Annotated in this window: 22 protein-coding genes; 8 read left to right on the top strand and 14 right to left on the bottom strand. The window is 64.5% G+C overall.

Annotated features, from left to right (window positions below; genetic code table 11):
• Positions 1 to 188: 188 nt before the first annotated feature.
• Genes J6595_RS05280 through J6595_RS05270 form a run of 3 tightly spaced genes read right to left on the bottom strand, consistent with a single transcriptional unit; the run spans position 189 to position 2,956 of the window.
• Positions 189 to 1,448 (bottom strand): vWA domain-containing protein, encoded by a 1,260-nt coding sequence (locus J6595_RS05280; protein ID WP_209593425.1) that lies wholly within the window; start codon positions 1,446 to 1,448, stop codon positions 189 to 191.
• A 4-nt stretch (positions 1,449 to 1,452) separates the two neighbouring features.
• Positions 1,453 to 2,367: an AAA family ATPase gene (locus J6595_RS05275; protein ID WP_342453098.1), complete on the bottom strand. Its 915-nt coding sequence runs from the start codon at positions 2,365 to 2,367 to the stop codon at positions 1,453 to 1,455.
• 40 nt (positions 2,368 to 2,407) lie between these two features.
• On the bottom strand, positions 2,408 to 2,956 hold the full coding sequence (locus J6595_RS05270) for a flavin reductase (protein WP_342453097.1): 549 nt from the start codon (positions 2,954 to 2,956) through the stop codon (positions 2,408 to 2,410).
• Between the two features lie 130 nt (positions 2,957 to 3,086).
• Between J6595_RS05270 and J6595_RS05265 the strand changes: the two genes are divergently transcribed.
• From J6595_RS05265 to J6595_RS05255, 3 genes are all read left to right on the top strand, one after another.
• Complete coding sequence (locus tag J6595_RS05265) at positions 3,087 to 4,172, top strand: ABC transporter substrate-binding protein (protein WP_209593424.1); 1,086 nt, start codon at positions 3,087 to 3,089, stop codon at positions 4,170 to 4,172.
• A 1-nt stretch (position 4,173) separates the two neighbouring features.
• A complete protein-coding gene (locus J6595_RS05260) occupies positions 4,174 to 5,187 on the top strand; it encodes a P1 family peptidase (RefSeq protein ID WP_209593423.1) in 1,014 nt (337 codons plus the stop codon).
• Between the two features lie 246 nt (positions 5,188 to 5,433).
• Positions 5,434 to 7,959, top strand: a complete 2,526-nt coding sequence (locus tag J6595_RS05255) for a cation:proton antiporter (protein ID WP_209593422.1) — start codon at positions 5,434 to 5,436, stop codon at positions 7,957 to 7,959.
• 512 nt (positions 7,960 to 8,471) lie between these two features.
• Here J6595_RS05255 and J6595_RS05250 read toward each other — a convergent pair.
• The 9 genes from J6595_RS05250 to J6595_RS05210 all read right to left on the bottom strand — a co-directional run bounded on the left by J6595_RS05250 (position 8,472) and on the right by J6595_RS05210 (position 17,110).
• Positions 8,472 to 8,726, bottom strand: coding sequence for a GlsB/YeaQ/YmgE family stress response membrane protein (locus J6595_RS05250; protein WP_209593421.1), 255 nt, complete (start codon positions 8,724 to 8,726; stop codon positions 8,472 to 8,474).
• Between the two features lie 136 nt (positions 8,727 to 8,862).
• The gene (lpdA, locus tag J6595_RS05245; protein ID WP_209593420.1) at positions 8,863 to 10,317 is read right to left on the bottom strand and encodes a dihydrolipoyl dehydrogenase; all 1,455 of its coding nucleotides are present in this window, start codon (positions 10,315 to 10,317) and stop codon (positions 8,863 to 8,865) included.
• 72 nt (positions 10,318 to 10,389) lie between these two features.
• On the bottom strand, positions 10,390 to 11,028 hold the full coding sequence (locus J6595_RS05240) for an SGNH/GDSL hydrolase family protein (RefSeq protein WP_209593419.1): 639 nt from the start codon (positions 11,026 to 11,028) through the stop codon (positions 10,390 to 10,392).
• Positions 11,029 to 11,041: 13 nt separating this feature from the next.
• On the bottom strand, positions 11,042 to 12,493 hold the full coding sequence (locus J6595_RS05235) for a pyruvate dehydrogenase complex dihydrolipoamide acetyltransferase (protein WP_209593418.1): 1,452 nt from the start codon (positions 12,491 to 12,493) through the stop codon (positions 11,042 to 11,044).
• A 21-nt stretch (positions 12,494 to 12,514) separates the two neighbouring features.
• Complete coding sequence (locus tag J6595_RS05230; RefSeq protein WP_209593417.1) at positions 12,515 to 13,126, bottom strand: Uma2 family endonuclease; 612 nt, start codon at positions 13,124 to 13,126, stop codon at positions 12,515 to 12,517.
• Positions 13,127 to 13,138: 12 nt separating this feature from the next.
• Positions 13,139 to 13,636: an SRPBCC family protein gene (locus J6595_RS05225; protein ID WP_209593416.1), complete on the bottom strand. Its 498-nt coding sequence runs from the start codon at positions 13,634 to 13,636 to the stop codon at positions 13,139 to 13,141.
• A 40-nt stretch (positions 13,637 to 13,676) separates the two neighbouring features.
• Entirely contained in the window at positions 13,677 to 15,134 is a 1,458-nt protein-coding gene (locus J6595_RS05220; RefSeq protein ID WP_209593415.1) for a pyruvate dehydrogenase complex E1 component subunit beta, read from the bottom strand.
• A gap of 113 nt (positions 15,135 to 15,247) precedes the next feature.
• Positions 15,248 to 16,357, bottom strand: coding sequence for a pyruvate dehydrogenase (acetyl-transferring) E1 component subunit alpha (gene pdhA / locus J6595_RS05215; protein ID WP_209593414.1), 1,110 nt, complete (start codon positions 16,355 to 16,357; stop codon positions 15,248 to 15,250).
• A 444-nt stretch (positions 16,358 to 16,801) separates the two neighbouring features.
• Positions 16,802 to 17,110, bottom strand: a complete 309-nt coding sequence (locus J6595_RS05210; protein ID WP_209593413.1) for an FtsB family cell division protein — start codon at positions 17,108 to 17,110, stop codon at positions 16,802 to 16,804.
• 190 nt (positions 17,111 to 17,300) lie between these two features.
• Between J6595_RS05210 and J6595_RS05205 the strand changes: the two genes are divergently transcribed.
• From J6595_RS05205 to J6595_RS05195, 4 genes are all read left to right on the top strand, one after another.
• The gene (locus J6595_RS05205) at positions 17,301 to 18,269 is read left to right on the top strand and encodes a formate/nitrite transporter family protein (protein ID WP_209593412.1); all 969 of its coding nucleotides are present in this window, start codon (positions 17,301 to 17,303) and stop codon (positions 18,267 to 18,269) included.
• A gap of 594 nt (positions 18,270 to 18,863) precedes the next feature.
• Complete coding sequence (locus tag J6595_RS05200) at positions 18,864 to 19,589, top strand: hypothetical protein (RefSeq protein ID WP_209593411.1); 726 nt, start codon at positions 18,864 to 18,866, stop codon at positions 19,587 to 19,589.
• Positions 19,590 to 19,757: 168 nt separating this feature from the next.
• Positions 19,758 to 20,060: a hypothetical protein gene (locus J6595_RS22830; RefSeq protein WP_342453096.1), complete on the top strand. Its 303-nt coding sequence runs from the start codon at positions 19,758 to 19,760 to the stop codon at positions 20,058 to 20,060.
• Entirely contained in the window at positions 19,999 to 21,042 is a 1,044-nt protein-coding gene (locus J6595_RS05195) for a cytochrome P450 (RefSeq protein WP_342453095.1), read from the top strand. Before J6595_RS22830 ends, J6595_RS05195 begins: the two co-directional genes overlap by 62 nt.
• A gap of 48 nt (positions 21,043 to 21,090) precedes the next feature.
• Here the strand turns inward: J6595_RS05195 and J6595_RS05190 are convergent, their stop codons facing one another.
• Together J6595_RS05190 and J6595_RS05185 are read right to left on the bottom strand one after the other, a co-directional pair.
• Positions 21,091 to 21,438, bottom strand: a complete 348-nt coding sequence (locus J6595_RS05190) for a cupin domain-containing protein (protein ID WP_209593410.1) — start codon at positions 21,436 to 21,438, stop codon at positions 21,091 to 21,093.
• 168 nt (positions 21,439 to 21,606) lie between these two features.
• A complete protein-coding gene (locus tag J6595_RS05185; RefSeq protein WP_209593409.1) occupies positions 21,607 to 22,884 on the bottom strand; it encodes an O-acetylhomoserine aminocarboxypropyltransferase in 1,278 nt (425 codons plus the stop codon).
• 176 nt (positions 22,885 to 23,060) lie between these two features.
• Here J6595_RS05185 and J6595_RS05180 point away from each other — a divergent pair, with 176 nt between their 5' ends.
• The gene (locus J6595_RS05180; protein WP_209593408.1) at positions 23,061 to 24,164 is read left to right on the top strand and encodes a Gfo/Idh/MocA family protein; all 1,104 of its coding nucleotides are present in this window, start codon (positions 23,061 to 23,063) and stop codon (positions 24,162 to 24,164) included.
• Positions 24,165 to 24,288: the final 124 nt, after the last annotated feature.

Here is a 24,288-nt window from a genome sequence, read left to right as displayed (position 1 = left end):
CAGGGGGGAGATTGGCACTCGTTCGACCTGTTCGCCCGTTCGTCTGAATACCGGCCGACAAAGCTGGCGCAAACCGCCGCGACGATCGATCTCCCCCCTTGTGGGGGAGATGCCGGCAGGCAGAGGGGGGTGGCAGCGTCACCGCCATTTCCATTGTATGTCGACCCTCAAGCCCGACTCGGCAAGGGTCAGGCGGCGTCGACGATGCGTTCGTCGCGTAGCCACAGTCGCGGATCGGTCTCGGCCGCCGGGCGCGCGCTCGACAGCGCCTCGCAGAGCGCCCGCATGGCATCGAGTGAGTGCACGGAGCGGAACTCGTCGACATGCGGCAGCATCGCGCGGACGCCTCGCGCCTTGGCCGAAAAACCATCGTAGCGCAGAAGCGGATTGAGCCAGACGAGGCGCCGGCAGGATTTGTGCAGCCGCTCCATCTGCTTTTCAAGGTCCTCGACGCTGTCCCGCTCGAGCCCGTCAGTGATCAGGATGCAGATCGCCCCCTGCCCCAGCACCCGGCGCGACCAGTCGCGGTTGAAGGCGCCCAGCGCCTCGCCGATCCGGGTGCCGCCGGACCAGTCCTTGACTGCGCCGGCGCATTCCTCCAGCGCCTCGTCCGGATCCTTGCGGCGCATCTGGCGGGTGACGTTGGTCAGCCTTGTGCCGAACAGAAAGGTATGCACCCGCCGCCGCTCGTCGGTGAGAGCATGGAGAAAGTGCAGGAAGACGCGCGTATACTGGCTCATGGAGCCGGAAATGTCGGCGATCACCACGACGGGCGGATGCCGGGTGCGCTCGGAGGAAAATTTCGGCAACAGGAGATCGCCGCCCGTCTTCATCGAGGCGCGCATGGTCGCCCTTGCGTCGATCCTGCGCCCCTTGGCGTCCGGCCGGAAACGCCGCGTCTTCATCTCGTCGTCGGGCAATCGGAGGGCTGCGATGGCGCGCTTGGCCTCGGCGAGTTCTGCGACGGTCATCTGGGCGAAGTCCTTCTTGCGCAAGACCTCGCTGCCGGAAACGGTGAGGCTCGCATCGATCTCGACGATCGGCCGGTCCTGCTTGGTCACGCGTTTTTCGGCGCCTTCGAACAGGCCTTCGGCCGCCCTGTCCTCGCCGGCGCGCTTCTTCTCGGGCGCCGTCTCGCGCGGCGGCGCGGTCGGCGAGAACATGGCGATCATCTTCTCGATCAGCTCGCGAGAGCGCCAGAACAGCCGGAACGCCTCGGCGAACACCGCCTCGTCCTCGCGCCGCGAGACGAGGGTGGCGTGGAGCGTCCAGTAGAAGTCGTCGCGCGAGGAGAGCCCCGCCGTCCTGACGGCTTCGATCGCGTCAAGCGTCGCGGCCGGCCCGAGCTTCAGTCCGGCCCGGCGGAGGGCCCTCGCAAAATAGGCGATGTTGTCGGCCAGCCGGCCGTTCGGATCGGCCTCTGCCACGATCTCGTCGTCGCCGGCCATCAAGTCAGGACGCCGCCTGAAGGTCGCGCTTGACCTCGTCGAGGATCTTTTTGCTCTCGCCGGTCTCCAGCCGCTGGATGTCGTCCTGATATTTCAGGAGGACGCCGAGGGTGTCTGAGATGTGGGCGGGGTCGAGCGCGACGGCGTTGAGCTCGGTCAGGGCATTCGCCCAGTCGATGGTCTCGGCGACGCCCGGTGCCTTGAAGAGATCGATGGAGCGGAGCTTCTGCACGAAAGCCACGAGTTCGCCGGCAAGAGCGGCGTTGGCGCCGGGCGCCTTGCGGCGAACGATCTGGAGTTCGCGCTCGGCCTTCGGATAGTCGACCCAGTGATAGAGGCAGCGCCGTTTCAGGGCGTCGTGGATCTCGCGGGTGCGATTGGTGGTGATGATGACGATCGGCGGTTCCTCTGCCCTGATCGTGCCGAGTTCGGGGATCGTCACCTGATTGTCCGAGAGGATTTCAAGCAGGAAGGCCTCGAAGGCTTCGTCGGTCCGGTCGAGTTCGTCGATGAGGAGCACCGGCGCACGGCCGGGCGCGGCTTCGAGGGCCTGGAGGATCGGTCGGCGGATCAGGAAGCGTTCGGAAAAGATCTCCGAGCGCATTGCATCCCGCGCCGTATCGCCGCTCGCCTCGGCAAGGCGGATCTCGATCATCTGGGCGGCATAGTTCCACTCGTAGAGCGCCGAGGAGACGTCGAGCCCCTCGTAACACTGCAGACGGATCAGCGGCCGGTCGAGCGCCGACGCCAGAACCTTGGCGATCTCGGTCTTGCCGACGCCGGCCTCGCCTTCGAGAAACAGCGGCCGGCCCATCTTCAGCGCCAGGAACAGCACCGTCGCCAGGGGACGGTCGGCCAGATAGTCGGCCTTGTCGAGCAGCGCGGCCGTCTCGTCGATCGAGGCAGGAAGGTTCGTCACGGTCGTCCTTTCGATGCTGCCAGGGGTGCTTCGTTCTGCCTCAGCGGCCAATGTCGAGGGTATGGAAGCCTCGCTCGAGATAGACCAGCGAAGGGGCCGCCGCGCCGGTGCGAAGCCCCACGACCTCGCCGATCAGCACCGTGTGGGTGGCGATCACCTTGGCGTCGATCAGCCGGCAGTCGAAACTCGCCAGGGCCGTGTCGAGCATCGGCGCGCCGGTCGCGCCGGTCGACCAGCTGCCCCGTGAAAACCGCTCCGGCTGGGGCAGCTTGCCCTCGCCGGCAAAGCCCCGCGCGATCGCCTCGTCGCGGGCCGACATGACGTTGACGGCAAAGACGCCGTTTTCCTCGAACCAGGCGTTGTCGGCGCTCGAAAGATTGAGGCAGACGAGCAGCGTCGCTGGATCGTCGGAGACCGAACAGGCCGAGGAAACCGTCACGCCCCGGCGTCCGGACGCGCCATCGGTCGTCACCACGCTGACCGCCGCGGCGAACCGCGTCATCGCTTCGCGAAATTCCAACGGATCGGCTCGCATCGACTTCAGCAACCGTTCTTCCTCGTTCATCAGATCGGCAGATATGGAATCCATCTTCGTGACATAGGGTGACGATCGATGGAGCGCACCCTTTCGACCGGCCGACATGCGGATCGCATCCACCGGAAACTCGCACGGCCGCCGGGCGATTTCCAAGCGGCGACGAAAGCGCTATGACGCTTTCATGCGCGCTCTCGCAACCCTGACCGCATTTTTTCTCGTCGCCTCGCCTGCGCTCGCGCAGGAGAGCGGCCCTATCGTGATCGGCGTCGCGGCGCCCTTGTCGGATGCCCAGGATATTCTCGGGCGTCAGGTGACGGACGGCGTGGCCGCCGCACTTGCCGCCGACAAAGGCAAGACCGAGACCGTCATCGCCGATACTTCCTGTTCGGCGAAGGGCGGCGAAGACGCGGCGAAAACATTCGTGGAAAAAAAGGCCGCGATCGTCGTCGGCTTTCTCTGCGTCGAGGCGATCGAGGCGGCCCTGCCGATCTTGAAGAAGGCCGGGATTGCGACCATCGACGTCGGCGTCCGGGCCAACCGGCTGACCGACGACAACGAGCGCAACGGCTATCTGATCAAACGACTGGCGCCGCGCTCCGACGACGAAGCGGCGGCCCTGACGCGCTACATCACCGCGCGCTGGGGCGACAAGCCGTTCGGGCTGATCGACGACGGCTCGATCGCAGCGCGCGGCCTCGTCGATGCCGTTCGCCGCCTGCTCGCCGACGAGGGGCTGCAGCCGCAGACCGTCGACAATTATCGACCGGCGGAAGAAAAGCAGTTCGGGCTGGCGAGACGCCTCCAACGCACGGGCGTCACGCGGTTCTTCATCGCCGGAGACCGGCCGGACATCGCGATTATCGCCCGCGACGCCAAGGAGACCGGCCTCGATCTCGACATTCTCGGCGCCGAAGGCCTGTTCGACGAAGCCAGCGTCGATACGCCGCTGCCGGCCGGGATCATCGCGATCGGCCCGAAGACGAGCTTTCCCGAACTCGCCCCGCAGCCCGAAGATGCCGCGAGCGACCCCGGCTACCTGCCGCCGCAGGGCTATTTCGGCACCGCCTATGCCGCGGCCGAGATCGCCACGCAAGCGGCCGCGGAAAGCCGCAGCTCGGGTGACCCGCTGGCGAAGATCCTGTCGACGAAGACATTCGACACCGGCCTCGGCCCCGTCCGTTTCGACGCCAAGGGCGACGGCAATCTCGATCTCTTCCGCGTCTACGAATGGCGAGGCGACGAATTCGTCGAAGAGACCGGCGGCTGAGATGGCGGCTTTCTGGCGGCCCGGTCCGCGCAATCTCATTACCGACGTCGGCGGCGTCAGAGTCGGCCATGCCGGCGACGCCGGTTTGAAGAGCGGCTCGACCGTCGCGCTCTTCGATGCCGCCTCCACCGCCTCCGTCGCCATCCTCGGCGGCGCGCCGGGAACGCGCGAGACCGATCTGCTTTCGCCAGAAAACACCGTTGGCGGGATAGACGCGCTGGTTCTGTCGGGAGGCTCGGCCTTCGGCCTCGATGCCGCGAGCGGCGTTCAGTCGTTTCTGCGCCAGCAGGGCCGAGGCTTTGCGGTGGCCGGGTTCAACGTGCCGATCGTGCCGGCGGCGATCCTCTTCGACCTCGCCAATGGCGGCGACAAGGATTGGGGGCTGCATCCCCCCTATCGCGAATTCGGGGCCGAGGCGGCGAGTGCCGCGTCTCTCGATTTCGCGATCGGCAGCGTCGGGGCCGGCATCGGCTGCACGACAGCGACGTTCAAGGGCGGGATCGGCTCGGCCTCCATCAGACTCGACAGCGGCGTGACGATCGGCGCGCTGGTGGCGGTCAACGCGCTCGGCTCGACGACGATCGGCGCCACGCGGCACTTCTGGGCAGCGCCCTTTGAGATCGGCGAGGAATTCGGCGGCCTCGGCCTGCCCTCGCCGCTGCCGACCGATGCCAGCCGGCCGCGCACCAAATTCGCCCCCAAACCCGGCACGAATACGACGATCGGCATGATCGCCACCGACGCCATCCTCGACAAGCCGGCGGCCAAGCGCCTGGCCATTGCCGCCCATGACGGCTTTGCCAGAGCGATCTTTCCCTCCCACACCGATTTCGACGGCGATCTCGTCTTTGCCGTGGCGACCGGACGCTCGGGCCTATCCCTCGACATTCGGGGCGCCGGATCGGTGGAGCTCGGGGCGGCGGCCACGGTGGTCATGGCCCGCGCCATCGCCAGAGGGGTTCATGCCGCCGAGCCCGCGCCGGGCGATCTCCTGCCGGCCTGGCGGCAGGGCTGAGGCTCCGGCCGGGCGCACGGCATTAGACCACCTGCTTCGAGCAAACAGCCGGCGGTTGGAGGCGCCACTGTGATGCCGAAGTCGCGAGCACGAGAACCCGCAGTCCGATCGCGCCCGCCTCTAAGCCGCTGCGCAACGAGCGCGGGAGACCTATACGGCCGGGCGACCCGACCATAGGGTAGCAGCCTTGTGTTTTGGCAAGGGTGCCTGCAAATCAGCTGACCCTTTTCTCGCGTGTAGTCCGTCATGTCGATCACCACCGTCGTCGCCCTCGTCGCCGTCGTCGTCGCCCTCGGATCGCTGGCCCGACCGGTGGCCCGCTGGCTGCGGCTGCCTGTGTCGATCGTCCTCGCCGCCGGCGGCACGGCGCTCGGCGGCCTGTGCATCTATTCCCTCGCCAATCCCGGCTCGTTGCTGCCGGCGGAGTTCTCGGCGCAGGTGCTCGATCTTCCGGTCGGATCGCAGCTGTTTCTCTATGTCTTCCTGCCGACGCTGATCTTCCAGGGCGCGCTCGGCGTCGACATGCATCGCCTGCGCGAGGATTTCCTGCCGATCGTCATCCTCGCCCTCGTCGCCGTGGTGGTGACGACCTTCGGTGCCGGGCTGGCGCTGTGGCCGCTTGCCGGCATGCCGCTCCTCGCCTGCCTCCTCGTCGCCGCCCTGATCGCGACCACCGACCCCGTCGCCGTCATCGCGATCTTTCGTGAGGTCGGCGCCCCGGAACGTCTGACGCGGCTCGTCGAGGGCGAAAGCCTGTTCAACGACGCCGCGGCGATCTCGCTCTTCCTGATCTTTTCGACAGCGCTCACAGCGCCCGGTTCGCTTTCGGCTCTCGGCGTCGCCTCCAGCCTCGTTCTTCTGCCCCTCGGTGGCGCCGTTCTCGGCTGGGCGGTGGCGCAGGCCTTCCTCGTCCTGTCGCGCTCGCTCGCCGACGACAAGATCGCCTTCGTCTCGCTCAGCCTTGCCGTGCCCTACCTGTCTTACTGGATCGGCGAGGAGGTGTTCGAGGTGTCCGGCGTCATCGCCGTCGTCTCGGCCGGCGTCACCCTCGCCACCTATGCGCCCGGCCGCATCGCCGGCGATACCTGGCAGCATCTGTGCGACAGCTGGGAACAGCTCGCGTCGTGGTCGGCGATCCTCATCTTCGTGATGACATCGCTGCTCGTTCCGCGCCTCGTCAGCGGGGCGACGACCTACGATCTCTTCCTGCTCGCCGTCGTTTTTCTGGCGACGATCGGTGCGCGGGCCATGGTGATCTTCGGCTGCTTTCCGCTGCTCGCGCGCTTCGGATTCTATGACGGCGTGTCGCGCTCCTATGCCATCGTGATGATCTGGGGCGGCCTGCGCGGCTCGATGACGCTGGCGCTCGCCCTCGCCGTCACCGAGAACCCGGCGATCCCCCGGCCCGTCGCCGCCTTCGTCGCGACCGTCGCGACGGGCTACACGCTGATGACGCTATTCTTCCAGGGCACGACGCTGCGCCTTCTGATCCAGCGCCTGCGGCTCGACGTTCTGTCACGGGTCGACCAGGCGATCCGCGATCTGGCCCTTGCCGCGACCGGCGAAAAGGTCGCGGCCCTTTCGCGCTCCATGGCCCGCCGGTTCGCTTCGTCCGATGCGCCCGGAGATTTTGCCGACAGCACCGAAAGCGACGGCCTCGCCGGTTTCGGCGATCCGGTGGTCTCGACCGCCGGGCTTTCTCAGGAAGAGCGGCTGCGCCTCGCCCTGATCACCCTGTCGGACCGCCAGCGGGAGATCGTCCTGCGCCATTTCAACGAGGGCAAGATCGCTCCGGCGATCGCGCGCGAACTCGCCGCCGAGGCGCGGCGCCGGCTCGACCTCATCCGCGCGTCGGGACTTGCGGGCTATGGCGCCGCCAACGAAGCGGAAGCCGGCTTCGACAGGCTGGATCGCCTGGCCTTTCTGCTGCAGCGGCGGCTGAGCTACAGCAGTCTTCTGTCGAGACGCCTCGCCGATCGTTTCGAGCGCCTGGCGGAGGTCTCGCTGGTGATCGACCGGCTGATCCCCTTTGCCGAGGCCGAACTGCGCCCGGTGCTCGGCTTGCAGCCGACGCAGGAGGCGGTGGCCGCGCTGAAGGAGCGCCAGAGCATCGTCGAGCGGGAGATCGCGGCGATCCGGCTGCAATATCCGGCCTATGTGGCAAAGCTCGAGAACCTGATCGTCGCCCGCTCGGTCAACGCCTTCAAGGCGGTGGAGATCGAACGGCTTCGCCAGTCGGGCGTCATCAATGCGGAGGTCGAGCGAAACGTTCTGGGCGGGCTCGGTCGCCGCAGAGCGGACCATGCCGAGCGCCCAGCTCTCGACCTTGGCCTCGATACGCTCCGGCTGATCGAGCGATGCGACCTCTTTGCCGATCTCTCGGCAGCCGACAAGGCCGAGCTCGCACGCCATCTGCGCCCGTATTTCGTGGTGCCGGGAATGCTGGTGATCCGCACCGGCGATATCGGCGACGCGGCCTATTTCATCGCCTCCGGAGCCGTGGAAGTGGAACGGCCGGACGATGTCCGGGTCCGGCTCGGCAGTGGCGAGGTCTTTGGCGAAATGGCCGTCATCTTCGACATCCGGCGTCAGGCAAACGTGCGAGCGATCGCCTATTCGTCTCTCCTGCGGCTGTCGGCCCAGGATTTCGCCCGCTTCCTGCAGCGACACCCGAATGTGCGGACCGAGATCGAACGGGTCGCGAAATCACGCATGGAGCAGAACCAGGCGGGTACGATCCTCAGTTCGCGCGCCGAAGAGGCCGTCACCTAGCGCGCCATGCGTCCGGTAGGACGCCTGAGTGCGCGACACGATGCTCGGGGGCCGGCCACGACTTGATCGACAAGGCGCGCCGTTCGACGCTTCGTCATTCTCGGGCCCCGTCCCGAGAATCCATAAACGTTCGATGAAACAGAAGCTTCATCGTCGCACTGGATGCTCGGGACGGGGCCCGAGCATGACGAGCGCGATAAAAGCGGACGCCTAGTCTGATCTCAGACTGTCAGGCCCTCGATATGCGCCGTTCGACGAGACGGTCGTGCACACTGGTAGGACGCGCAAAGGACGCCCTACCTCTTTGATTCTACACATCGTGCTTTGCGAAAATCGATTCCGATTTTCGGGCCGCTGCCGGAGACTTTCATCAGGCAAAACGACAAACGGCCCCGCCGGGTGAGCGAGGCCGTTTGCTGGGAGAATTTTGGAGAGAGTGTCGCGACGCCAAACCCGTCGCCGTCGTTCGACAGACGCCGCCAAGGTCGGCGTTGCGCTCCGCGGCGTTTTGGTCAGCGACGGACGGCCCGCGCGATGAGGATCAACAAGCAGGCGCCGACGAAACCTGTGATGAGATAAGCGAAGGAGAACGAGGCCGAAGCACCGGCGCCGATGCCCGTCAGGCGCAGGATGAAGGACAGGATGATGGCGCCGACGACGCCGAGAATGATGTTCATCATCACTCCCATGTCGCTCTTCATGACCTTCTCGGCGAGCCAGCCGGCAATACCGCCGACGATGATTGCCGCAAGAAAACTACCGATCATTTCAATTTATCCCGAAGTTCGATTGGGTGATTGTGTGTCGATAGTTAGAGGCGGCGACCTTCAGGCAAGAGGCAGACCGAGACTTTCTGCCACATTACTGCCATTGAGCCGGCGAGCGACGTCGGTTTTCCCCGGCTCACATGTGGATGACGCGGCCATAAGCGTCGAGAACGCTTTCATGCATCATTTCCGACAGGGTCGGATGCGGGAAGACCGAATGCATCAGCTCTTCCTCGGTGGTCTCGAGGCCCATGGCGATGACGAAGCCCTGGATCAGCTCGGTCACCTCGGCGCCGACCATGTGGGCGCCGAGAAGTTCGCCGGTCTTGGCGTCGAAGATCGTCTTGACCATGCCGTCCGGCTCACCCAGCGCGATCGCCTTGCCGTTGCCGTTGAAGGTGAAGCGGCCGACCTTGATCTCGCGGCCGGCTTCCTTGGCCTTGGCTTCGGTGAGGCCGACCGAGGCGACCTGCGGCTGGCAATAGGTGCAGCCGGGGATCTCGGTCTTCGTCATCGGATGGACGTCCATCCCCTTGATCTTTTCGACGCAGATCGTGCCCTCGTGCTCGGCCTTGTGGGCGAGCATCGGCGGGCCTGCGACGTCGCCGATGGCATAGATGCCCTCGACATTGGTCTTGCCGTAGCCGTCGATCTTGATGCAGCCGCGCTCGGTCTCGACACCGAGCTCCTCGAGGCCGAGACCCTCGATGTTGCCCTGGACGCCGACGGCCGAGATCAGCCGCTCGGCCTTCAGCGTCTCGGTCTTGCCGCCCTTGGTCTCGACCGTGACGGTGACGCCGTCCTTGCCCTTTTCGACCTTGCCGATCTTGGCGTCGGTGAGGATCTTCAGCCCGCGCTTCTCCAGCTGCTTGCGGGCGAGCTTGGCGATCTCGGCGTCTTCCACCGGCATGATCTGCGGCAGAAGTTCGACGACGGTGACGTCGGCGCCCATGGTCTGGAAGAAGGAGGCGAATTCGATGCCGATGGCGCCCGAGCCCATGACAACGAGGCTTTTTGGCATCGCCTTCGGCTTCATCGCCTCGAAATAGGTCCAGATCCGGTCGCCGTCCGGCTCGATGCCGGGGAGCACGCGAGGCCGCGCGCCGGTGGCGACGATGACGTTCTTGGCCTTGTAGGTCCCCTCGCCCAGCGTACCCTTCGGCACCGGGTTCTGCGGCTCGACGATCGGCTTCTTCATCTTGCCGACGGCGACCTCGACCGGCCCGCCCTTGCCGGCCTTGGTGATCTTCGCCTCGCCCCAGATGACGTCGATCTTGTTCTTCTTCATCAGATAGCCGACGCCGCCGGCGAGCTGTCCCGAGACCTGACGCGAGCGCTTGACCACCGCCTCCATCTCGAAGCTCGGCTTCTCGATTTTCAGACCATAGTTCTGGGCGTGCTCGGCATAGTGGAAAATCTCGGCCGAGCGCAGGAGCGCCTTGGTCGGGATGCAGCCCCAGTTGAGGCAGATGCCGCCGAGATGCTCGCGCTCGACGACGGCCGTCTTGAAGCCGAGCTGCGCGGCTCGGATCGCCGCCACATAGCCGCCCGGCCCGCCGCCGATGACCAGAATGTCGTAGGTGTCAGCCATGGGTCGTTTCTCCGCGGATCATCAGATTGAGCGATCTTGCGTCGCCATCGGTTCGGATAGGAATGGTCTTCGTTAGCCGAGCAGGGCCTTGATCGGCTCCACCAGCGCCTCGCCAAGAGCGCGCGTATGCTCGGCCGTCAAATGGACACCATCGGCCGACGACGCTTCGCAAACTTCGGCGGCATCGAACATGGCGCATTTGTATTCGTCCGCGACCTTGGTCACGGCCGAGCGAAAATGCTGGGATTCCTCCACGGCATGACCGAACAGCAGCGAGAAGTCGGGCTCCATCGTCTGACAAAAATGCGGTGGTGCGACAAGCAGCAGCTTCGGCGGCTCGTAGCCGCGCTGATAGGGGAAGGTCTGGACGATCTCGACCAGCCGCTCCAGCCCCTGCCGGCTCTCGAACACCCGCCCCCCGCCGGTGTGACGCTTCAGATCGTTGGTGCCGAGCATGATGACGACGACGTCCAGCGGCTGGTGGCTCGCAAGGAGCGTCGGAAGGATCTTGGCGCCGTTGCGTTCTGCCGGCACCATCTCGTCGTTGAACACCGTCGTGCGCCCGTTCAGCCCCTCGGAAATCACACGGACATTGTGGCCCAGCGCCTTGGCGACGACGTTCGGCCAGCGATCGAAGAACTCGTGACGCAGGCCGGTCTCGGGATTGTAGCCCCAAGTGAGCGAGTCGCCATAGGCAAGGACGGTCTTCATCGCCTGTCCGCCCTCAAACCAGCATCGACATCGGGTTTTCGATCAGGGACTTGAATGCGCTGACGAGCTCGGCACCGAGCGCTCCGTCCACCGCCCGGTGGTCGGTGGAGAGCGTCACGGTCATCACCGTCGCGACCGTAACCGCGCCATCCTTCACCACGGCGCGCTGTTCGCCCGCGCCGACCGCGAGGATGGTCGCATGGGGCGGGTTGATGACGGCGGAAAAGTCCTTGATGCCGAACATTCCCAGATTGGAGACCGCCGAGGTTCCGCCCTGATATTCCTCGGGCTTCAGCTTGCGCGTGCGGGCGCGCTTGGCAAGGTCCTTCATCTCGTTGGAGATAGCCGACAGGGTCTTTTCCTCGGCGCGGCGAATGATCGGCGTGATCAGCCCGCCGTCGATCGACACCGCAACGCCGACATCGGCGTGCTTGTGGATCAGCATCGCACCTTCGGTCCAGGAGGCGTTGGCCATCGGAACGGCTTTCAGCGCCAGGGCATGGGCCTTGATGATCATGTCGTTGACGGACAGCTTGTAGGCAGGCCGATCGCCCTGATCGCTCTTCGTCACCGGTGCAGCGTCGTTGAGCTGCTTGCGCAGGGCCAACAGCGCGTCGATCTCGCAGTCGAGCGTCAGATAGAAATGCGGCACCGTCTGCTTGGCTTCGACGAGGCGCTTGGCGATGGTCTTGCGCATTCCGTCATGCGGAATCTTCTCGTAGGAGCCCTCCGGGAAGAGCTTCATGATCTGTTCGTCGCTCTGGCCCTTGGCGACCGGTGCCGGCGTCGCGCCGCCCGCGGGAGCAGCTTCCGGCGCCTTGTCCCCGGCACCCTTGGCCGTCGCGGACGTCTTCGCCCCGCCATCCTTCTTGGCCGCCTCGACGTCAGCCTTGACCACGCGGCCATGGGGCCCGGAGCCATCGACCGCGGCAAGCTCGATGCCGGCTTCCTTAGCAAGACGGCGCGCGAGCGGCGACGCGAAGACGCGCACGCCTTTGTCGTCGGTCGGCGCCGGGCCGGCCTTCGACGAACCGGTGGAAGCTGCCCGGCTGTCGCCGCGCATCTCCGGGTCCTTGGCCGCTTCCTGTGATCCGGTCGTCGCAGCGTCGGCTTTCGGGTCGGGCGCCATCGCACCCCCCTTGTCGTCGCCGGCCTTGTCGTCGCCGGCCTTCGAGCCGCCGCCATCGCCGCCACCCGAGCTTGCGGCCTCGGAGACGTCTTCCCCGTCGGCGGCGAGAATGGCGATCACCTCGTTGACCTTGACGCCTTCGGTTCCCGCCGGAACGACGATCTTGGCAAGCTTGCCCTCGTCGACCGCCTCGACCTCCATCGTCGCCTTATCGGTCTCGATCTCGGCGATGATATCGCCGGCGGAGACCTCGTCGCCCTCCTTGATCAGCCATTTGGCGAGATTGCCTTCCTCCATCGTCGGGGACAGGGCGGGCATGGTGACGTTGATCGGCATTTGGGCGTCTCCGAAAGCGTCTTACTGCGCGTTTTGAGTGTCGGTGTCAGCGGCCGGATTGAGCGGCCACAAAATGGTCAGCGGAAACGAGATCGCCTCGAAGGGCTCTGCCGAAACTGCCGTGTCGTTGTCGAAGGTTGGGCCGACGCGCCATTGGCCATCGGCAAGAATGAAGGTTTCGATGAATTCCGCGCGGGGATCGAGGAGCCACATATACTTGACGCCGGCCTCGGCATAGATGCGACGCTTGGCGCCCCTGTCGTAGCGCTCGGTCGAGGGCGAAAGGATCTCGCAGACCCAATCGGGGGCAGTTTCGATGAAAGCCTTGTCGAAGGACGGCAAGCGCTCCTTACGCCAACCGGCGAGATCGGGAACGACGACGTCGGAACCCAAATGAAGCTCGGGCTCATCCAGAAAAATCCATCCCCCCGGCCCCGAACGACCGCGCTGGAATGCATCGCCGATTTCCATTCCCAGCGCAGAGGCCGCCGCTGAATGCCTCGGCACCGGCCGTGGATGTGTCACCAACTCGCCGTCGATGATCTCCGCGACGAGATGCGGATGCACTGCTTCCAGATCCGCATAGGTCGCTGGTTCTGCCCGCGTCGAAGAGAGCTGCTCAGCCGTCGACATGTGCACCTCCGCTCAATGCAGGCCCCCGCGGCCGGACGAAACTGCATCGTCGGCCGCGAGATCTTCGGCGAAGGCCGTCAGGTTGCCAAGGTGTTTTTGCCAACCGGCGTGATGGTCGAGAAGATAGGTCGCGCGATCGGGTTCGCCGACCTTCTCCCACCCCTGGTGCTCGATCATGACCCGGGTGCCGTTATCGATCGCGGTCAAGGAGACCGACACCACCGTATCGAACTCCCAGTCCTCGTCGGCCCAGACCATGACGAAGCCCTCGGGCGGCTGAAATGCCGTCACCTCGGCCCGCGTCACACGCTCGCGCCCGGACGGATCCACCCATGGCTCGACGAACCGGCCGCCGGGCCTCGCCTCGAATTCGAGGTTGTCGCGCCACCAGACCTTGAAGCACTCCGGCTGCGTCAGACAGCGCCAGACGAGCTCGCGCGGCCGCCGCACATCGCGCGTCAGGACGAGCGTCGATGCCTGCGTCATCTCTGGCGAGCCGTCCGGCGTCATCGTGGCAAGGGTCCTTTCCCGGTCTGGTTCGGTGTTGGCCTCAATCGCGATAGGTCACGGCCTTTACCGCATCGATCACTTCCTTGACCGAGGGCAGCGCCAGCTTTTCGAGATTGGCGGCGTAGGGCATCGGCACGTCCTTGCCGGCGACCTTGAGAACCGGAGCATCGAGATAGTCGAAGGCGCGGACCATGATCTCCGAAGCGATATGGGCGCCGACCGAACTCTGCGGATAGCCTTCCTCGACGGTGACGCAGCGATTGGTCTTCTTCACCGAGCGGATGACGGTATCCATGTCCATCGGCCGGATGGTGCGAAGATCGACGATCTCCGCTTCGATCCCTTCCTTGGCGAGCTCTTCCGCGGCTTTCACCGCATAGGTCATGCCGATGCCGAAGGAGACGATGGTGACGTCCGTACCCTTGCGATGAATACGGGCCTTACCGATCGGCACGGTCCAGTCGTCGATCTTCGGAATCTCGAAGCTGTGTCCGTAGAGGATCTCGTTTTCGAGAAAGACCACCGGATTCGGATCGCGGATCGCGGATTTCAGGAGCCCCTTGGCGTCGGCCGCCGAATAGGGCTGGACGACCTTCAGACCCGGAACGTGGCTGTACCAGGCCGCATAATCCTGGCTGTGCTGTGCGGCGACGCGGGCGGCAGCGCCGTTCGGCCCGCGGAACACGATCGGACAGCCCATCTGGCCGCCCGCCATGTAGAGCGTCTTGGCGGCCGAGTTTATGATCTGGTCGATCGCCTGCATGGCGAAGTTGAAGGTCATGAATTCAACGATCGGCTTCAGCCCGCCAAAGGCAGCGCCCACGCCAAGACCGGCAAAACCGTGCTCGGTGATCGGCGTATCGACGACGCGGCGCGCGCCGAACTCGTCGAGCAGCCCCTGGGTGATCTTGTAGGCGCCCTGATACTCGGCGACCTCCTCGCCCATGACGAAGACCTTCTCGTCGCGGCGCATCTCTTCGGCCATGGCATCACGCAACGCCTCGCGGACCGTCACCGAGACCATCTCCGTGCCCTCGGGGATCTCCTGGGCGAGCTCACCTTCCGGATCGTCGAGATCGGGATGCGTCTTGCCCTCGGCGGGAACGCGGCGCGCTTCCATGCTTTCGACGGGAGAAGCGGCGGGCTTTTCGGCCTCCGCTTCGGCGTCGCTGGAACCGCCGGCGCTTTCGGCGGAACCGTTCGCCATGGACTTGCCGAAGCCGGAGGCACCGTTTTCCAGCGCGCTCTCGTCCTCGCCCTCTTCGAGCAGGAGGGCGATCGGCGTGTTGACCTTGACGCCCTCGGCACCCTCGTCGATCAGGATCTTGCCGAGCGTGCCCTCATCGACGGCCTCGACTTCCATCGTGGCCTTGTCGGTCTCGATCTCGGCGATGACGTCGCCGGGGGCGACGCTGTCGCCGACCTTCTTGACCCATTTGGCGAGTGTCCCCTCTTCCATGGTGGGGGACAACGCCGGCATCAGGATTTCAGTCGGCATGAAGGTGTTTCCTCCTGACAGTCGGGTCTTGCGGGCGGGGCTTCTCGCCAAACCGCACGGTGGCCCGCTGATATTTGATCATCGCGTCGCCCGGCATCGGCGCGCCGCAGTGGTTATTCGGCCGCCTGCGGAATGTCGTCGGCGTAGATGTCGGTCCAAAGCTCGGACGGATCCGGCTCCGGGTCGCTCTGGGCGAAGTCCGCCGCATCGGCGACGACGTCGCGGACTTCCTTGTCGATCGCCTTGACGTCGTCCTCGGACATGCCGTGGTCGGAGACCAGCCGCTTCTTGACCTGCTCGATCGGATCGGACTCGGAGCGCATCTTCTGCACCTCGTCGCGGGTCCGGTACTTGGCGGGATCGGACATCGAATGGCCGCGATAGCGGTAGGTCATCATTTCGAGGATGATCGGCCCCTCGCCCGAGCGACAGTGCTCGGCCGCCAGATCACCCGCCGCCTTCACCGCTCGCACATCCATGCCATCGACCTGGAAGCCGGGAATCTTGAAGGACAGGCCGCGATGGGAAAAATCCGTCTCGGCCGACGCCCGGTTGACCGAGGTACCCATGGCGTAGCGATTGTTCTCGACGACATAGACCACCGGCAGCTTCCACAGCGAGGCCATGTTGAAGCTCTCGTAGACCTGGCCCTGATTGGCCGCGCCGTCGCCGAAATAGGTGATCGCGATAGCGTCGGTGCCCTCGTACTTGTTCGAGAAGGCAAGGCCCGTTCCGATCGGCACCTGCGCGCCGACGATGCCATGGCCGCCGTAGAACTTCTTCTCCTTGGAGAACATGTGCATCGAGCCGCCCTTGCCCCGCGAATAGCCGGAGCGGCGGCCGGTGAGCTCGGCCATGACGCCGCGCGCTTCCATGCCTGTTGCGAGCATGTGGCCGTGGTCGCGATAGCCGGTGACGACCTGATCGCCATCCTTCATCGCCATCTGCATACCGACGACGACGGCCTCCTGGCCGATATAGAGATGGCAGAAGCCGCCGATGAAGCCCATGCCGTAGAGCTGGCCGGCCTTTTCCTCGAACCGGCGGATCAGCAGCATGTCACGATAGGAGCGGATCTCGTCGTCCTTGGAGAACTTGGCCGGCGCCGGCGCATCGAAATGCTCGAGCGTCTTGACGATCTGCTCGGCCGAACTCTCGCTCACCGATTTCGCCGCCTTGCCGGCGGATGCGTTCGAGGCTGACTTGCGAGGCCTTGCCGCCATGACGACTCCCTTCTTGACCCGTGGTATCCGAGTTCCACGTTTGTTTGGAAGCCAGTATATTGGAGCGCACCCTCTCTTCAAGTTCAGCCACGCTCTTTAACATTAATCTGGTTAAATTTGCTCGGATACCCCGCTTTAACAAAGCGGGGGTTAAATCTGGTGGGTTTCGCTCGCTTTATCTCCACGCACCTGCGGCGGCAGCGGCTCGGAACGGCTTGGGATACGCCGTGAGAGCCCATCAGCCCGCGCGGTCGAGTCTCGGCTCTCGTCCACCGCACCGATCGCATGCAAAATTGCGCCGGAAAGCCCGGCGAAATCGCAAGGTGTGAAACATCAGGTCAAGCGTTGCAGGCGGCAGGCCGAGGGCCGCGATCGCCGTGGCAGCTGAGAGATCGGCGGTCCGAAGACAAGGCCGTTTTCAGCGCGGGAATATAAGTCGCGGGATCAGCGCAGAATGACGATTTCGTCGTCGCGGGCGACGTTGAGGGCGCGCCGGGCATTCTCGTCGATCATGTCCTTTTCGAGCGTGCCGTCCTTCATCGCCCGAACCCGGCGCTCCAGCGCTTCGCGGGTGGCGACAAGCTCGGAATACTCGGCATTGTGCTCCGCGAGTTGCCGCGCGAAGGCGACCTTGGCCTCGCTGCCATACTGTCCGGTCTCGGCGTGCAGCACGAAATAGGCGAGGACAGCCGACGTCATCGCGGGAACGATGAGCTTTGCCAGAAACGACGTTCTTTTTTGGATCGTGTGCATCGGGGCCTCCGAAGCGGGAGAGAACCATGCCTGTGGTTAAGACCCGGTGAACGCGCATTGCGGGTCGATCGATGAAATTACGCGTGACTGCAAATTCCACGTATTCTTTCAGCGCTTTGCTACCCTATCCTTTGAAATGCCGGCGATTGTTCACGGAAAGGGTTCGTGGCGCCAGGCTCGGAAGGCATCCATGGCGCGTGACGCGAATCTTGCATATGACGATCCTGGCAAGGATGAGGACGAGGCGGAAAAGGAGCGCAAGGCTCCGGAGGAATCTCTCGATAACGCACCGTCCGAAGGCTCGACGATTCGCGATTTCTTCTCCTTCGAGGAGATTTTCGCGCGCGTCCTCTCGGTGGCCGATCACGAACTCGAGGCGTCCAATCGCTATCTGTTCTGGAGCGGCCTGGGTGCCGGCGGCGCGATCGGCCTGACGTTTCTGGCGCGTGTCGTCTTTGCCGACAGCGCCCATGAAGAAACCCCGGGCCTTCTCGGCAACCTGCTTTATCCGGTCGGCTTTCTGATCATCGTTCTCGGCCGCTACCAGCTCTTCACCGAGAACACCCTCACCCCCGTGGTGCTCGTTCTGACGAAGCTTGCCAGTGTCGCCAATCTCGCACGGCTCTGGCTGGTCGTGCTGGTCGCCAACATGGTCGGCGCAGTCGCGGTGGCGGCGCTGCTCGCCTATTTCGACGTGTTCAATCCGCCCCGACTCAAACTGGCCATCGACATCGGACGGCACGCCTACGAAACCGCCTGGTTCGACATTTTCTCCAAGGCGATCATCGCCGGCTGGATCGTTGCCGCCATGGTCTGGCTGATCCACGCCTGCAAGGACACGATGTCGCGAATCGCGATCGTCTGGTTCCTGATGTATCTGGTGGGTGTCGGCGGCTTCTTTCACGTCATCACCTCGTCGGTGGAAGTCTTCTTCCTCGCCTTCCGCGAAGCCGACGTCGATCTCCTGCCGCTGCTTCCGCAGTTCGTCCTGCCGGTTCTGCTCGGCAACACGATCGGCGGCGTGACCTTCGTTGCGGTGCTCAATTACGCGCTGTTTGCCGAACACAAGGATTCCAAGCTGTTCGAGCGCTATGGCGATCGACTGGACTGGCGCGACTGGCTGTTCGGCATCGACAAGACGAGCCGCCATCCGCGCTGACGGGGCCGCCGCCCGCGGCCGCAGAACAGCTTCGAGCCGCGGCCGCGCGGGGCCCGCGATCATCAGACGAGGACGTTCGGGCTCTGCCCGGACATGTCCCTGTCAGTGCGAGATGTTGCGCCCGACGCTTGAGGTCTGCCGGGCCGCCGCGTGCACGACATTATGATCGAGCGCCGGCCACGCGGTAATCGATGAGGCGCACCATTCGACGCGTCATCATTCTCGGGATCCGTGCGGAGAATTCCGAAATTTGCGAAGAAACAGACGCTTGATCGGCCCACTGGATGCTCCGGGACGGTGCCCGAGCATGACGAGCTGTGAAGGCAAACGCCTGACATCCAAGTATCGTGCACTCGACATGCGCCGTTCGACGAGAACATGAGTCAGCATGGGTACGGCAACAAATATCGTCTGGAACGCTCTTCAGAACAATCGACATATACAATTTGTTTCTAAGTTTCTTATTTAACTATCGGGCGAATTTTAGAAAGTACAATTGCGGAATTCATTTTAGAACGGCGCTATAATCATATCCAAATCCAGCTCACTGCATGACCATTTGAAGTGACCATACCGAAGCGGAAGGACGAGTGCGTGACCGGCAGACTCATCATATCCCTCCTGACAGCCGCCAGTTCTGTTGCCGTTGCGGTCACCCCCGCAAGCGCTGGAGGACGCAGCACCGCCTGCTATGAGCCCGTCGCCCAGCCCGCCGAATACGCCACCCGCGAGGAAACGGTCGTTCTTCGCCCCGCTGAAACCGTCTACGATACGATCCCCCCTCGCTATGGCTGGTCGACGCATGAGGTGCTGGTGGAGCCGAGCCGGATCGCCGAAAAGATCGTGCCGGCTCAATACAGCCTGGTGGAAAAGCAGGTCGTTCTGGAGCCTCAAAGAGTGGTTCGACATGCAACGCCGCCGACCTACCGGACGGTCCACGAAAACGTCGTGGTCCATCCGGGTGGCGAACGCTGGGAATGGCGGTGGATCGACGGCAAGCGAGTCTATTGCCGGGTCGTCGTTCCGCCGCGCTATGCCAAACGACCGCGCACCGTCGTGGTCGATCCGGGCCGCGAGTGGACGAGTGTCGTCCCGGCCAGATACGGCGTGACACACGAGCGCGTCCTCATCCGCCCGGAATCGGTCGAGCGCTATGTGATCCCGCCGCGCTACGAGACGGTGCGCGAATGGGTGATGATCGTGCCCGAGCGCCGCGTGGCGCGCGTCATCCCAGCCAAATACGGCACCCGCACCGTGACCGTGAAGGTTCGCGAGGCGCATGACGGCTGGCGCCAGGTGCATCTGCGCGGCTCCTGCTGAACACCCCGCCTTCAGGGCGCCGTCACACGCGCGCCTGTGCCGGGCTGGGATCTGCCGGCGTTTATTTCTGCGCATAACGTCCCGGGCGACGGCCACAGGCGCGCTTTTTTCGTCGACCGGCCAAAGATGACCCGTTGCAACCGTCTTGCGGGCGCGGGATGAAGCGGCATGACCCGTTCGACCGTCCCCGCCGCCCTGCCCGCAAGTTTTCGCCTCCGCGACGGGCGACTTAGGCTCGACCCGCGTGACCCGACATTCTTCCGCGACCCTTATCCCGCCTATGCGGCCCTGATCGAAGCAGGCGGCATGGCCCGATGGGACGAGATTGGCGCTCTTGCCATCTCGAGGCACGACCTCGTCTCGTCCGTCCTCAAGGATCGCCGCTTCGGCCGCATCGTTCCCGGCAATCGTGAAGGACGCCCCGATTTTTCGGGCAAGCCCGAACACCTCGCCGCCTTTCTACGGGCTTGAAGCCGGTTCCCTTCTGGAACTCGAGCCACCGACCCACACGCGGCTGCGCGCGCTGTTGACCAAGGCCTTCGTGTCCCGCCGGATCGAACGGCTCGCCCCGTCGATCGGGCAGATTGCCGACACGCTCATCGACCGCTTCGACGGCCGGAGCGCGATCGACCTGATCGAGGCCTTCGCTTCGCCCCTGGCAGTTCGGGTGATTGCCGAGTTGATCGGTGTTCCGGTCTCCGCCTCGCAGCAGTTGCTCGACTGGTCGCATCGCATGGTGGCGATGTACACGCCCGGCCGCACGCGGGCGATCGAGGACGCCGCCAACACCGCCTCGCAAGGCTTCGCCGCGTTTTTGCGCGAGGTGATCGCCGATAAGCGCGCTGCCCCGGCTGACGATCTCATCTCGGGCCTGATCACCGCCGAGGTCGAGGATGGCAGGCTCGACCGCGACGAGCTGATCTCGCTCGTCGTGCTCCTCTTAAACGCCGGGCACGAGGCCACGGTCCATCAGATCGGCAATGCGGCAAAGGCGATCTTGGAATCAGGCGAGGATCCGACGCGGCTTTTTGCCGACGAGGTAACGGCCATCGCGACGGTCGAGGAGGCGCTGCGATTCGATCCGCCGCTGCATCTTTTCGAGCGCTACGCCCTCGAACCGGTCGAACTTTTGGACGGAAGCGTGCTCGGCCGCGGCGACAAGGTCGCGCTCCTTCTTGGCGCCGCCAACCGTGATCCTGCGGCCTATGACGAGCCGGATCGCTTCGTGCCGACCCGCTTCCTGCAACGCACGGCAAAAGCCGTCACCTCCTTTGGCGGCGGCATCCATTTCTGCATCGGCGCGCCGCTCGCGCCGCTCGAAATGACGATCGCGCTGTCGCGGTTGTTCGCGCGATATCCGGGACTGCGCCTGAATGCCCGCGCCGAATACAGGAACGCCTGGCATTTCCACGGCGTCGAGCGGCTGGAGCTTGCCGTATCGGACGGTTTCTGATGCAGGAGGGCGGGCGCCGCGGTTCCGCAGCTTTTCGGGATCGAAGCCTCACATCTTGACGACGTAATGCTTCTTCGTCGGCTCCACGACGCGCCAGCGTCCCTTGAAGCCGGGCCGGATGACGAAGCTGTCACCGGCCGTCAGCTTCACCGGTTCGCCACCTTCCTCGGTCAAGACCGAGACACCTTCCAGAATGTGGAAGAACTCCCACTCGGTGTAGTCGACGTCCCATTCGCCCGCTGTCGATTCCCAGATGCCGGCATAAAGACCGTTGCCGTCGTCCTCGAAATTCCAGGTCTTGTTGGAGGGACGGCCGCTTCTGACCTTCTCCTTGTCCGGCGCGGCGGTTTCGGCCTCGACGGCCTCCTTGTCGAAACGGATGAGGCGTTCGGTCATGTTCATTCCCCTTGCGTCTGTCGGCCGATAAGGAGCGCCGGGACGGATGTCCCGGCGCGTGACAGACGGCGGGAATGCGCAATCGCCGCACCAGTTCCCGCAAGGCCGCCTTGCGAGCATGGCAGAGCTGCCGCGCTCGGGCCTTTTCGCTCTATTCGGATTGCTCGCTCAGGCCTTCGCCAGCGCCTGGTCGAGATCGGCGATGATGTCCGAGACATCCTCGATCCCGATCGAGAGCCGCACGACGTCCGGGCCGGCGCCAGCCGAGATCTTCTGCTCGTCGGCGAGCTGCTTGTGGGTCGTCGAGGCCGGATGGATCACCAGCGACCGGGTGTCGCCGATATTGGCGAGATGGGAAAACAGCTCCAGCGCCTCGACGAATTTGACGCCTGCGTCATAACCGCCCTTGAGGCCGAATGTGAAGACGGCCCCCGCCCCCTTCGGCGTGTAGGTCTGCATGCGCTGGTGACCAGGATCGTCGGCAAGCCCGGCATAGGAAACCCAGGAGACCTTGTCGTGGCCCTGAAGGTGCTTGGCCACGGCAAGCGCATTGTCGCAATGGCGCTGCATCCTGAGGGGCAGCGTCTCGATGCCGGTGAGGATCATGAAGGCGTTGAAGGGCGAGATGGCCGGCCCGAGATCGCGCAGGCCGAGAACCCGGCAGGCGATCGCAAAGGCGAAATTGCCGAAGGTCTCGTGCAGGACGATGCCGTTATATTCCGGCCGCGGCTCCGACAGCATCGGATAGCGATCGTCGGCCGACCAGTCGAAACTGCCGCCGTCGACGATCACACCGCCCATGGAATTGCCGTGGCCGCCCATGAACTTCGTCAGCGAGTGGACGACGATGTCGGCGCCATGTTCGAGAGGACGGCACAGATACGGCGTCGCCATGGTGTTGTCGACGATCAACGGCAGCTTGTGGCGCTGGGCGACCTCGGCAATGGCCGCGATGTCCATGACGACACCGCCCGGGTTGGCGATGGATTCGATGAAGATCGCCTTGGTCTTCTCGGTGATCGCCGCCTCGAAACTGCCCGGGTCGAAGGGATCGGCCCATTTCACCCGCCAGTCGAAGGACTTGAAGGCATGGCCGAACTGGTTGATCGAGCCGCCATAAAGCTTCGTCGAGGCGACGAACTCGTCGCCCGGCCGCATCAAGGCCTGGAACACCAGAAGCTGGGCCGCGTGGCCGGAGGCGCAGGCGAGCGCCGCCGTGCCGCCTTCGAGCGCCGCGACGCGTTCTTCGAGCACGGCCTGAGTCGGGTTCATGATCCGTGTATAGATGTTGCCGAACTGCTGGAGGCCGAACAGCGAAGCGGCGTGATCGACGCCGTCGAAGACGAAGGACGTGGTCTGGTAGATCGGCGTCGCCCGCGCGCCCGTCGAGGGATCGGGCTGAGCGCCGGCATGGATCGCCAGGGTTTCGAATTTCGGATCGGTCATGTCATGCCTCCCTTGGCCGCCGGCTGCCGATTTCTTTCTCGCTCGCCGGCTTTTCGCATTTCGGCTCCGCCTTATCATGGGAGCCGACGAGCCGGCGAGTGGGCTTTGATCCGTTTTCGGCCGCAAAAGAGCAAATCCGACCAACTGACACGCCTCACCCAGACAGGAGCCAAGCCATGCCGAGCCTCGAAGGAAAAATTCGCTACGCCGTCGTCGGCGGCGGCTGGATCTCCCAGGCCGCCTTCATGCCGGGGGTCGGCCAGACCTCGAACTCGCTGATGACCGCCATCGTCACCGGCGACAAGGCCAAGGGCGCCGAACTTGGAAGACAATACGGGCTCGAAGTCTATGGCTACGACGCATACGGCGCGATGCTGAAGAGCGGCAAGGTCGACGCGGTCTATGTCGCCACACCGAATTTCCGCCACCGGGAATTCGCCGAGCCGGCGCTTGAAGCCGGCATTCACGTCCTCCTGGAAAAACCGATGGAAGCCAGCCTCGAAGACGCCGAGGCGATCGAGGCGGCGGCCAAGGTGTCCGGTGCCAAGCTGATGATCGCCTATCGGCTGCACTGCGAACCCGGCACCATCGCCATGGTCGAAGCCGTCCGCAAAGGCGAGATCGGCAAGCCACGCCTCTTCACCTCGACCTTCTGCCAGCGCGTCAAGGCGACCAACCATCGGGCGACGTCCGGCTATTGGGCCGGGCCGGTGCCGGACATGGGCACCTATCCGATCAACGCCGTGCGCAATCTTTTCGAGGCCGAGCCCATCGAAGTCATGGCCTTCGCCTCGAAGACCGAACGCGATCTCGGCTGCGACGACACCGTCAGCGTCATTCTGAAATTCACCGAGGCAAGGCAGGCGAGTTTCACGCTCTCCTATTCGTCGGACGGCGTCGACCAGTTCTATCTCGTCGGCACCGAGGGCTCGATCGAGGCAACGCCCGCCTTCGGATTCGGTGACGGCACGGCCATCACCTATGATCTGACCAAGGACGGCGAGACCAGCCATCACGAAGCCCCGGTGGTCGACCAGTTCGCTGGCGAGACGGCGTATTTCTCCGACTGCATCCTTCAGGACCGAGAGCCGGAGCCAGACGGCGAAGAAGGCGTTCTCGACATGATCGTGCTTGCCGCGATCGAACGGGCGATCGAGACCGGCGAGGTCCAGAAACTCCAACCCCGCTCGCGCCAGCGCCGCATCGCGGCCAACCAGAGACGCGAGTTCGAGCTGGCAGACAGCCCCGAACTCGTCGGCATCGAGCTGCCGATGGACTAGAGCACGTCTCACGATCGCTGAATCGGATGTGATGTGACGATTTCGTCTTGGTCTGATTCAAAGTCCACCTCGATGGAGGTGGATGATGGCCAGAGCGTTGAGCGAGGATTTGCGATCGAGGGTT

The sequence above is a fragment of the Jiella mangrovi genome, assembly GCF_017815135.1.
In the GTDB taxonomy this organism is placed as follows: Bacteria; Pseudomonadota; Alphaproteobacteria; order Rhizobiales; family Rhizobiaceae; genus Jiella; species Jiella mangrovi.
This window is presented reverse-complemented; position numbering and strand designations above follow the sequence as displayed.

Excerpts from the sequence above, each read along its gene's own strand:
- J6595_RS05280 (WP_209593425.1), bottom strand. The coding sequence starts at position 1,448 with ATGGCCGGCGACGACGAGATCGTGGCAGAGGCCGATCCGAACGGCCGG.
- J6595_RS05270 (WP_342453097.1), bottom strand. The coding sequence starts at position 2,956 with ATGGATTCCATATCTGCCGATCTGATGAACGAGGAAGAACGGTTGCTG.
- J6595_RS05265 (WP_209593424.1), top strand. The coding sequence starts at position 3,087 with ATGCGCGCTCTCGCAACCCTGACCGCATTTTTTCTCGTCGCCTCGCCT.
- J6595_RS05260 (WP_209593423.1), top strand. The coding sequence starts at position 4,174 with ATGGCGGCTTTCTGGCGGCCCGGTCCGCGCAATCTCATTACCGACGTC.
- J6595_RS05255 (WP_209593422.1), top strand. The coding sequence starts at position 5,434 with ATGTCGATCACCACCGTCGTCGCCCTCGTCGCCGTCGTCGTCGCCCTC.
- J6595_RS05250 (WP_209593421.1), bottom strand. The coding sequence starts at position 8,726 with ATGATCGGTAGTTTTCTTGCGGCAATCATCGTCGGCGGTATTGCCGGC.
- lpdA (WP_209593420.1), bottom strand. The coding sequence starts at position 10,317 with ATGGCTGACACCTACGACATTCTGGTCATCGGCGGCGGGCCGGGCGGC.
- J6595_RS05240 (WP_209593419.1), bottom strand. The coding sequence starts at position 11,028 with ATGAAGACCGTCCTTGCCTATGGCGACTCGCTCACTTGGGGCTACAAT.
- J6595_RS05235 (WP_209593418.1), bottom strand. The coding sequence starts at position 12,493 with ATGCCGATCAACGTCACCATGCCCGCCCTGTCCCCGACGATGGAGGAA.
- J6595_RS05230 (WP_209593417.1), bottom strand. The coding sequence starts at position 13,126 with ATGTCGACGGCTGAGCAGCTCTCTTCGACGCGGGCAGAACCAGCGACC.
- J6595_RS05225 (WP_209593416.1), bottom strand. The coding sequence starts at position 13,636 with ATGACGCCGGACGGCTCGCCAGAGATGACGCAGGCATCGACGCTCGTC.
- J6595_RS05220 (WP_209593415.1), bottom strand. The coding sequence starts at position 15,134 with ATGCCGACTGAAATCCTGATGCCGGCGTTGTCCCCCACCATGGAAGAG.
- pdhA (WP_209593414.1), bottom strand. The coding sequence starts at position 16,357 with ATGGCGGCAAGGCCTCGCAAGTCAGCCTCGAACGCATCCGCCGGCAAG.
- J6595_RS05210 (WP_209593413.1), bottom strand. The coding sequence starts at position 17,110 with ATGCACACGATCCAAAAAAGAACGTCGTTTCTGGCAAAGCTCATCGTT.
- J6595_RS05205 (WP_209593412.1), top strand. The coding sequence starts at position 17,301 with ATGGCGCGTGACGCGAATCTTGCATATGACGATCCTGGCAAGGATGAG.
- J6595_RS22830 (WP_342453096.1), top strand. The coding sequence starts at position 19,758 with ATGACCCGTTCGACCGTCCCCGCCGCCCTGCCCGCAAGTTTTCGCCTC.
- J6595_RS05190 (WP_209593410.1), bottom strand. The coding sequence starts at position 21,438 with ATGACCGAACGCCTCATCCGTTTCGACAAGGAGGCCGTCGAGGCCGAA.
- J6595_RS05185 (WP_209593409.1), bottom strand. The coding sequence starts at position 22,884 with ATGACCGATCCGAAATTCGAAACCCTGGCGATCCATGCCGGCGCTCAG.
- J6595_RS05180 (WP_209593408.1), top strand. The coding sequence starts at position 23,061 with ATGCCGAGCCTCGAAGGAAAAATTCGCTACGCCGTCGTCGGCGGCGGC.